This window comes from Photobacterium sp. BZF1 (genome assembly GCF_014349205.1).
Classification (GTDB): domain Bacteria; phylum Pseudomonadota; class Gammaproteobacteria; order Enterobacterales; family Vibrionaceae; genus Photobacterium.
Genome location: NZ_JACSOF010000240.1, coordinates 1 through 5,676, shown reverse-complemented (window position 1 = coordinate 5,676; position 5,676 = coordinate 1). Strand labels below are relative to the sequence as shown.

Annotated in this window: 6 protein-coding genes; 2 read left to right on the top strand and 4 right to left on the bottom strand. The window is 49.8% G+C overall.

What is annotated here, in order from left to right; genetic code table 11:
- Together amrB and amrA are read left to right on the top strand one after the other, a co-directional pair.
- On the top strand, nucleotides 1–539 hold a 539-nt coding region (amrB, locus tag BIZ37_RS29175; RefSeq protein ID WP_187464520.1), incomplete at its 5' end, for an AmmeMemoRadiSam system protein B.
- Nucleotides 508–1,098 (top strand): AmmeMemoRadiSam system protein A, encoded by a 591-nt coding sequence (gene amrA, locus BIZ37_RS29170; protein WP_187464519.1) that lies wholly within the window; start codon nucleotides 508–510, stop codon nucleotides 1,096–1,098. The genes amrB and amrA, both read left to right, overlap by 32 nt.
- A 140-nt stretch (nucleotides 1,099–1,238) precedes the next feature.
- On the opposite strand, the gene BIZ37_RS29165 is transcribed toward amrA, so the two are convergent.
- From BIZ37_RS29165 to BIZ37_RS29150, 4 genes are all read right to left on the bottom strand, one after another.
- A complete protein-coding gene (locus BIZ37_RS29165) occupies nucleotides 1,239–2,330 on the bottom strand; it encodes a DUF3541 domain-containing protein (RefSeq protein ID WP_187464522.1) in 1,092 nt (363 codons plus the stop codon).
- Between the two features lie 244 nt (nucleotides 2,331–2,574).
- On the bottom strand, nucleotides 2,575–3,180 hold the full coding sequence (locus BIZ37_RS29160) for an alpha-ketoglutarate-dependent dioxygenase AlkB (RefSeq protein WP_187464518.1): 606 nt from the start codon (nucleotides 3,178–3,180) through the stop codon (nucleotides 2,575–2,577).
- Nucleotides 3,167–4,300, bottom strand: coding sequence for a 2-methylcitrate synthase (gene prpC / locus BIZ37_RS29155; RefSeq protein WP_187464517.1), 1,134 nt, complete (start codon nucleotides 4,298–4,300; stop codon nucleotides 3,167–3,169). The genes BIZ37_RS29160 and prpC overlap by 14 nt, the downstream gene beginning before the upstream one ends.
- 114 nt (nucleotides 4,301–4,414) lie before the next feature.
- Nucleotides 4,415–5,560 (bottom strand): endonuclease/exonuclease/phosphatase family protein, encoded by a 1,146-nt coding sequence (locus BIZ37_RS29150; protein ID WP_370578005.1) that lies wholly within the window; start codon nucleotides 5,558–5,560, stop codon nucleotides 4,415–4,417.
- Nucleotides 5,561–5,676: the final 116 nt, after the last annotated feature.

The following is a 5,676-nucleotide window of genomic DNA, read 5'->3' as shown; positions in this document are numbered from 1 at the left end:
GCTGTGCCATCCCCGCTGCAGACTATTTCGAAACCCCGTTAGGTAAAATCAAAATTGACACACAATTTGTTGAAAAGCTAAAGGAAATAGATGATATTGAAGTATCGGATCAGGTTCATGCCCTAGAGCACAGCCTCGAAGTGCAATTGCCTTTCCTGCAGTCATGTTTAGATGACTTCACCCTGTTACCGCTCTTGACCAGTAATGTAAATCCGGCGCATGCCGCCAAGCTTATTGATGCCCTATGGCAAGATGACGACTGCTTGCTTGTTGTCAGTAGTGATCTGAGCCATTTCCACTCCTATTCGGAAGCCCAGCGTATTGATAGCCAAACCTGCAGCATGATCGATAACTACCAGCCTTCCCTCGTTCCGGAACAGGCATGTGGTTCAACCGGTATCAATACATTACTACTACTAGCCAAACAAAGGGGATACACACTCACACGTAGAACATTAATAAATTCCGGCGACACTGACGTCGGAGATAAGGAGAGAGTCGTAGGATATGTCAGCTATCTCGTTTCAGAACCTCAATAAAGGTGAGCTAACCCAACTTTTGGATGTGGCCCGCGATGCCATTCGCGGCCATTTCGCAGATGATCTTCCCCAGCCTCCCCGACTTGATTTATACGGCAAGAAACTACTCCAACCTGGAGCTTGCTTTGTTACCCTAACGGTTGATGGCGAACTGCAAGGTTGCCTAGGGACAACCGTGGCCCACTCCCCACTGGTCATGGAGGTCCATAATAAGGCCCGTGCTAGCGCTTATCAGGATCGCCGTTTCATGCCGCTAGTCGAAGAACAACTCGATGGTTTAGTGGTCGAAGTGTCGGTTCTGACCCAGCCGGAAGATCTCGATGTCGACTCCGAGCAAGCCCTCATCGACTACCTAACAAACAACAAAGTGGGCCTCATCCTCTCGGACAACCACCAGCAGGCACTCTTCCTACCGCAAGTGTGGGAAAAGCTGCCCAAGCCAGAAGATTTTATCCGACAACTGAAGCTCAAAGCCGGTTGGAATGCTGTTTACTGGTCACCCTCGATGAAAGTTCAAACCTTTGATGTAAATAGCATCAGCGGTAAGTATCATTATTAAGTGAGGGGCGATTGGCGATTGGCGATTGGCGATTGGCGATTGGCGATTGGCGATTGGCGATTGGCGATTTTAGAGCTCATCAGTCGAAATAAACAAGGCTCATATTTTCGAGCCTTGTTTACTCCAACCAACCTTAATGACTACTTCGTCATCAACCCATAGGGCTTGCCGGTGAATATTTCCGGCTGTTTCTGAATGGTTGGCACTGCATGGGCACCTTGCCAATCCAGCAGCATGATAGCGAGGACATTGCGGTGCTCGCCATCTAGCAGGTCGGTGCTGCCATTGACTGCAGGTATAATCCCTGCCTGGCGGTTAAGGGAGCGCTGTATCGCCTTGCGGGTCTTCTCGACCACAGGATCATTCTCCAAACCTGCCAGCAAGAAGTTGATCCCCACTTCCGCAATCACATCTTCTTTAGAACGAGCGATAATGGTATCGATATTCGCGCGGTAGTAGTCGAAGATCCATTGGTGATCCGACTCTTTGACCGGATGCTGGTAGTAGCCAGTATCGGCAAAGATTATGTGGGTCAGGCCGTACACCTTGTTCATGAACTGCTGATCGGTCAACTGTGCATCTTGGCTGTCTGGGTATGTCGCTTTGAATGCCGAAGTAAACTCCTCGACGACATCCTGTTCGCCTAACTGACGTAACCAATAAACCTGATTGGCCAGTTGAGCCGCCCACGCCCTGATCATTTCAGGATCGGTCGCATACTTTTCGAAGTCATACCGGCGGATCACTTCTCGCAATTTCGCATCCTCGCGGTGCTTCAGGCCATACTCGTTGGCACGTGCCATCGAACCTAACAGGTCAACACCAAGGTAATAATACTCTGGCTGGTCTTTGGTTGCTTCGTAACGCAAATCACTTCGTACATCATCTTTTATCTCGTAGCGAGCGAGACGCTGTGCAGAATACTCGGCAATTTGTTCAGGCGTATTAACTTCGGTGGCAAAGTAATTCAAACGGCTGGCAACACGGGCCATGTCTGACCATATTGCTGCTTGGTATTTAGGGTCTTGGGTTTGGCGGTACATTCGCAGGCCATAGTGGCCCATTTTGAAAGCAGGAAGGGTAAAAAGCTGGCTTTCATAACTCTGGCGGATACGGTCCGCATCTTGCTCAAAACTGGCTTGCTCTTCAGCTGACGTTGGGCCGGCATTCAGGGGCAGGCCTTGCTCGGCCGCTGACTGGACATCAGCCAAGGCCACCGACGAGGAAACCATTGCACCGACCACCAACGAAGGCAAGATTCTCCGATGAAATACCTTCTGTAATTTGTTGCTTCCCCGTCCCATTGAAGACTCCCTGCTCATTCCGCTAAACATTTAGCCAAGACGCTAGCAAAGCCTTCTATCTATTACGTCAGAAAACTGTAAATTTGTGCTCGTAGATGTGATCGAGATAACAATAGCAAAAAAGACCTCCCGTTAGGGGAATTAGAGTATCAAAGACATCAATGCCTCCCCCTCATCCTATAATTTCACGGAAGGTCAGGTTGATACGCGGCGTATCAACTCGCTGGGTTTTCGGTACCGCATGTTGCCAATAGGTTTGCAGATCCCCTGCCATCACCAAGAGTGAACCATGATTAAGCTGATACTCTTGTTTTTCCTTACTTTGTTTATGCCGCAATACAAACCGCCGCGTAGCGCCAAGGCTGACTGAGGCGATAACGGGCTGCTCGCCCAGTTCGGGTTCGTTGTCCTGATGCCAGCCCATTGAATCTTTGCCGTTACGGTAAAGGTTTGCCAATACAGAATTGAAATTCACCCCCAATAGCTCATTCAGCTGCTGGCGAATAACCTGCAGGGTCGGCGTCCACGGGTCTGGCTGCATGGTCAACCCTGAGTAGGTGTATACCGCCTCGCCACACCACGCCTGTAACCTTGGCTGCCACACTTCTTTGCCGAAAATAACGATCTTTTTCTGTTGCCAATTGAGCTCATCTTCAAGCCGCTGGTAACACTTGTCAGCCAATGAAGATTCGAGGAAATGCGGGTGCCAAAATACCCGCCCCTGAGGCAAGCTTTGCCAATAACCATGGTTGGCTGCACTTGAACTAATGACGCTCATCGATAGGGATCCATTCTTGATGTTCTGGGCCAATATAGTCTGCGCTGGGCCGGATGATGCGATTGTGATCGCGCTGCTCGAACACATGGGCTGCCCAACCCGTGACGCGACTCATCACAAAAATCGGGGTAAACAGTTTGGTCGGTATTCCCATAAAATGATAAGCCGAGGCGTGGAAGAAGTCTGCATTGCAGAACAAGTTCTTCTCGCGTTTCATCACAGCTTCTACCCTGACAGAAATATCATAAAGTACAGGATCGCTGGCATCTTTCGCGAGTTTTTCAGACCAGACTTTAATCAAGGCATTACGGGGATCAGATTCGCGGTAGATAGCATGGCCGAAACCCATAATTTTTTCTTTATCCTCAAGCATCTTCATAATGCCCGATTCTGCCTCATCCGCCGATTGCCATTGCTCAATCATATCCATGGCCGCCTCATTCGCACCGCCATGCAATGGCCCTCTCAAGGTACCAATCGCCGCACAGACACAGGAATAGATATCAGACAGGGTCGACGCACACACCCTAGCGGCAAATGTCGAAGCATTAAATTCATGCTCGGCATATAAAATAAGCGAGCAATGCATGACTTGCTTATGCATATCAGGTGGCGTTTCACCGGTTAGCATTTTCAAAAAATACCCGGCAATACTGTCTTGGTCGCAATAGGTTTCTATCTTTACCCCATGATGACTATATCGGTACCAGTAACAAATAATGGCGGGCAGCAGAGCCAGTAGCCGGTCTGCTTTGTCGTACTCTTCGCTAAAACCATGCTCTTGTTCGAGGTTACCCAACATCGAGCACCCTGTACGCATCACATCCATCGGATGTGCATCGGCTGGGATCTGCTCCAACACCAACTTAAGCGCAAGGGGGAGGCCCCGGTAGGAAATCAACTTGGTTTTGTAGGCGGCTAGTTCAGCTCGGGTTGGTAGTTTGCCTTTGAGCAGCAGATAAGCCACCTCTTCAAACTCAGCATGCTGCGCCAAATCGGAAATGTCGTAACCACGATAGGTTAAGCCAGTACCGGTTTTTCCCACTGTACACAGTGCCGTGCTGCCAGCAGTTTGTCCGCGTAAACCTTCGCCGCCAAGCGGCTTGAGCGAATCTGGCATGGTGCCCCTCCCTGTCGAATCAAGGTTAATACCCAAATGCAGTAACTTTGTTATATTCAAAAGCCTAGGTCAGGAAACACCATAAAACCACTCGTAGCGTGCTTATAAAGCTCTTTATTTCAGCGCGATATCTACCCATACCAAGCGGTGATCAGAGCCCGCTTGAGGTCGCTCCCTTCCTCGTTCATCGGTGATCAAGTGCCGAAGTGGATCTTTCTTGTCAGGCCAAAACACCCCACTTTGCAGGATGTCCAAGTTGGCTGACGGCAGAACATAATCAAGCCGCAATCCCGATATGTGCGTCCATTCACTTGGCCGTCCCCGGCGTTGCTGCCATGGCCTGAGGAAACGCCCTCCCAAACTCTTGGGAGTCATTCGCCCTGAAGACACCGTGCGATGGACTTTCGGATGCAACAGCAGATCACGGATCGCTGTTTTGATGCCATCGCCATCAGCCATATCGGCATTGAGATCACCCAATACGACAAAGCGGCTATCTGGCTTGAGTCCACCCGCTTCGCCCTTGTCATCAACAAGGTAGTCGGCATCCTCAAGGATGTTTTTCAGCAAGACCAATTCGTCGTGGTTGCGGCGGGCATTGCGCTTTTCATGCCCATCAAATACGGGGGGCGTTGGGTGGCAACATACCAAATGAAGGTGCTGGCCATCGACCTCTACCGGAACAACGACATGGTTTTTCGAAGACAAACGAAGTTCAGCACTGGCTTCTTCGGAGTAATAACCTTCCGGCATCTGATGGCCCGGTAAATCTCGCCATAACAAAGATTGCCAACTTTTTATCTCTTTATCGACAATGGGGAAACGTGACAAGATGACAAAACTAAAATGACCATGATGCTCGCCGAAGCCTTGGGCATCATTGGGCAAGGTGATCTTTCCGTCGCCATCAAGGTCATTGACCATTGCCATCCCGGTATTCGAAGGCGGGCAATAGCGGTATGGGTAAGACACCGCATTCTGACCATGCTGAGGAACAGCCAAGTATTGCAGGCAAAAGTGCTCGAGTGCACCGTCATCCCCTCCCTCTCCGGGATGGTCGAATTCACACAACATCAACACATCAGGGGCGACATGCTGGATAATAGCGGCAAGTTTGGCGAAACGCTCATGATTAGGCTGCTTCAGCTGCCGCAATATTTCCCCTTGAACCGGGTCAGACATGGAAATATTGAACATGGCAACACGAGCACTTGTTGGCAAGGTACCCGAAGAGGGTTGGTGGAATGAAGAGGTATGCAAGGGGATCACTCACGACTGATTTAGAAACATCAGTATACCCACTTCTGATAATTCACTCATCAGAAATGGGCTACTAAGTTAATGAAATTACTACTCTGTCAACTGAGTGATAGCCA

Coding starts and splice junctions, on each gene's coding strand:
- amrA (WP_187464519.1), top strand. CDS start 508: ATGTCAGCTATCTCGTTTCAGAACCTCAATAAAGGTGAGCTAACCCAA.
- BIZ37_RS29165 (WP_187464522.1), bottom strand. CDS start 2,330: ATGGTTTCCTCGTCGGTGGCCTTGGCTGATGTCCAGTCAGCGGCCGAG.
- BIZ37_RS29160 (WP_187464518.1), bottom strand. CDS start 3,180: ATGAGCGTCATTAGTTCAAGTGCAGCCAACCATGGTTATTGGCAAAGC.
- prpC (WP_187464517.1), bottom strand. CDS start 4,300: ATGCCAGATTCGCTCAAGCCGCTTGGCGGCGAAGGTTTACGCGGACAA.